The 2,761-nt window shown below is 52.0% G+C and carries 3 protein-coding genes; all 3 read left to right on the forward strand.

Going from position 1 to position 2,761, the window contains the following annotated elements; genetic code table 11:
* Positions 1-53: 53 nt before the first annotated feature.
* Positions 54-1,367 carry a tyrosine-type recombinase/integrase gene (locus CEE69_RS31670; protein ID WP_143549405.1) on the forward strand — a complete coding sequence of 438 codons (1,314 nt, stop codon included), beginning with the start codon at positions 54-56 and terminating at the stop codon, positions 1,365-1,367.
* Positions 1,368-1,771: 404 nt separating this feature from the next.
* Entirely contained in the window at positions 1,772-2,149 is a 378-nt protein-coding gene (locus CEE69_RS31675) for a TIR domain-containing protein (RefSeq protein ID WP_099264486.1), read from the forward strand.
* 63 nt (positions 2,150-2,212) lie between these two features.
* Positions 2,213-2,761, forward strand: a 549-nt coding sequence (locus CEE69_RS31680) for a toll/interleukin-1 receptor domain-containing protein (RefSeq protein ID WP_143549406.1), incomplete at its 3' end; no start/stop codon positions are given.

Raw genomic sequence — 2,761 nt, forward strand, 5'->3', positions numbered from 1 at the left:
ATTAAGAAAACACTGCAAATTGTTGCCTTTTGAAGGGCTTACCGTACTATTCGGTGAGCCCTTTTTTTGTGGGCCGGTTGGAAACGCGACCAAAACGCGACCAGCATTTCACTTGGATGGCAATCGTAGGGCACGCTCCCATGGCCGGCATCGAGCTTCGAAATGGACGCTACAACATCATCGTTCGCTTCGGTGGCAAGCGATTTGTGCGTTCGCTCAAAACCAACGATCATGACGCCGCTCTCAGTCGCAAACTGAGGGTCGAGGAAAATATCAGTCTGATCGAATCAGGGCGTCTTCAGCTTCCGGCGGGATCCGATCTGATGACATTCCTGCTCTCAGATGGAAAACTGAATAAAAAGCCGGTTGCAAAGGCCTCCCTTACTCTCTCGGCACTCTTTACCGAGTTTTTCGATCGGTTGCCGGCGGGCACTCTGGAAGAAACCTCCATCGCGACGATGAAGATCCACCAAGGCCACTTGGAGCGGATACTTGGCAAGCGGTTCGTTGTCCAAGGCTTGTCACAGGACGACCTTCAAAGATACGTGACAAAACGTTCGAAGCAGAGAACGCGAAATGGCACGGTCGCCGGAACGACGATCAAGAAGGAGATCGTAACCCTAGGGACCGTTTGGAAGTGGGGTGTAGGCTCAGGGCAACTCCGCGGTGGCTTTCCGAATCAGAACCTGAAGATGCCCAAAACCAAGGAGGCTCCTGTTTTTCAGACTCGTGACCAAATCAATCGTCAAGTTGCGGGCGGTGCTTCACTTGACCTTTGGGACGCACTCTATCTCAGTATGGCGGAAATTGAGCAATTGCTCGAACATGTCAGGATGGCCGCATCGCTTCCGTTTATTTATCCAATGTTTGCCACTGCGGCATACACTGGGGCAAGGCGGTCCGAGTTGATCCGTTCTCAACTGTCTGATATCGACCTGGATGAGAGGGTATTCACCATCCGCGAAAAGAAACGCGTCCGTGGCTCCTTCAGTAATCGCCGTGTTCCCATCTCCAAGCCGCTGGAAACAGTCTTGCTGAAGTGGCTCGCCGTGCACCCGGGCACCAATTTCACGTTTTGCCACCGAGAGCCCATTCTTCATTCCAGGAAGTCAAAACCGTCAACGGACGGCCTGACCAAAGACCAAGCCGCTCACTTCTTTCGGCAACCCCTGGAAGGTAGCGAATGGAGCGTTGTTAAAGGGTGGCACTGCCTTCGGCATAGCTTCATCTCAGTTTGTGCTAGCAAAGGTATCGATCAGCGGATGATCGATGAGTGGGTCGGCCATACGTCTGAGGCTACGCGGAGGCGTTACCGCCACCTGTTCCCCTCAAGCCAAAGGAACGCGATGGCATCACTCTTTGATTGACTCCACACACCATAGTCTCCTGTATTCGAACAATAGGGCTCCTCCAAGGCAGAGTAATGTTCCAGCAAAGTTGCTTGTCAAATTAATCCGTGCACCGGCGTCGGCCACCGGAGTAGTGAAACAGCCGATCCCAATCTGTGGCGATCGAATTAACAGACTGATTGAACACCGAACACAAGGCCTGTCGCTCTTGAAGTCTTCCCGTTCTAGCGACGCCGATCGCCTGTTCGCTTCAGACCTTTGGCGACGAAATCGAATGCTTCGGCGGTTGACTTGAGCGGACTAGCGTGCTTGCATCACTACTTTCTTCGCTGTAGATTCAGTGCCCCCTCTGGAGAACTGTTCCCGGCCTCGGCTTGGACCTCCCAAAGGCATGCGGTTTCTTTCACGCAAAGGCATGTTTGATGGCGAAAAAGAAGGTTTTTGTGAGTTATGACTTTGATAATGACAAGGCACTCAAGGAGTTCTTAATCGGGCAATCGAAGTTGCCAGATTCACCGTTTGAGATTGTGGACTTTTCGTTGAAAGAGGCTGCACCAGAGAAGACTTGGCTTGAGAAGGCTCGCGTTGCGATAGGGCGGGCTGACGTGTTTGTCGTTTTGCTTGGTCCCAAGACTAATGCAGCTCCTGGCGTGCTGAAGGAGGTCGCCGTCGCGACTGGGTTTGAAAAGCCCAGGTTTCAGCTAATTGGCTACAAAAACGGGCAGTCGTCTTGGGCTGTGGTCGGCGGCGGACGCACTTACAAGTGGACGTGGGATAACCTAAAGGCGCTGCTTAGTTAAGATCGTCAAGGCATCCAGAGTGCAGCGGGCTTCGATAGCCTCCAGCAAAATCGGTTTTGCTGGATGGCGAGAAATGTCGGGCTACTTTTTAGGAACAACTCAATTTCAAAAAGAAGATCCAAGCGAAAAACAAAGCAGCGAGAATCGTTCGATTACGACGCAGCATTGTCGTTTAGCGGAAAGGACAGGAAACTTGCAGGCAGCATTGCTCGCGAAGCCAAACGCCTCGGGCTCAGAATATTCTACGATCGCGATAACAAGGCGTTCATGTGGGGAAAGTCTGAGAGGGTTTATCACGATGTATACGGTCGCCAGAGCCGAACAGTCGTACCGATCGTTTCTGTGAACTACCTCGATTGTGAAATCGCTCGATTTGAATACGACATCGCAAAACAGGAAGCACCGAACAGAGATCACGAATACATATTGCCAGTACGCTGTGACGGAAGCTTGCTGCCGGGTTTGGTCGGCACCACTGGCTACCTATCGGCAGAAGAGTATAACGCGAGGCAAATAGCGTTGCTTCTCAAAGAGAAGCTATCTCAATTGCTCGATCGAGACCAACCAAATTGCAATGGGCCGGTTCCTTTTCAGCATGCCGACGAGCGACTT

The sequence above is a fragment of the Rhodopirellula bahusiensis genome, from assembly GCF_002727185.1.
GTDB lineage: Bacteria > Planctomycetota > Planctomycetia > Pirellulales > Pirellulaceae > Rhodopirellula > Rhodopirellula bahusiensis.

What these genes read in the sequence shown, in the direction of transcription:
- CEE69_RS31675 (WP_099264486.1), top strand. Translation starts at nt 1,772, where the DNA reads ATGGCGAAAAAGAAGGTTTTTGTGAGTTATGACTTTGATAATGACAAG.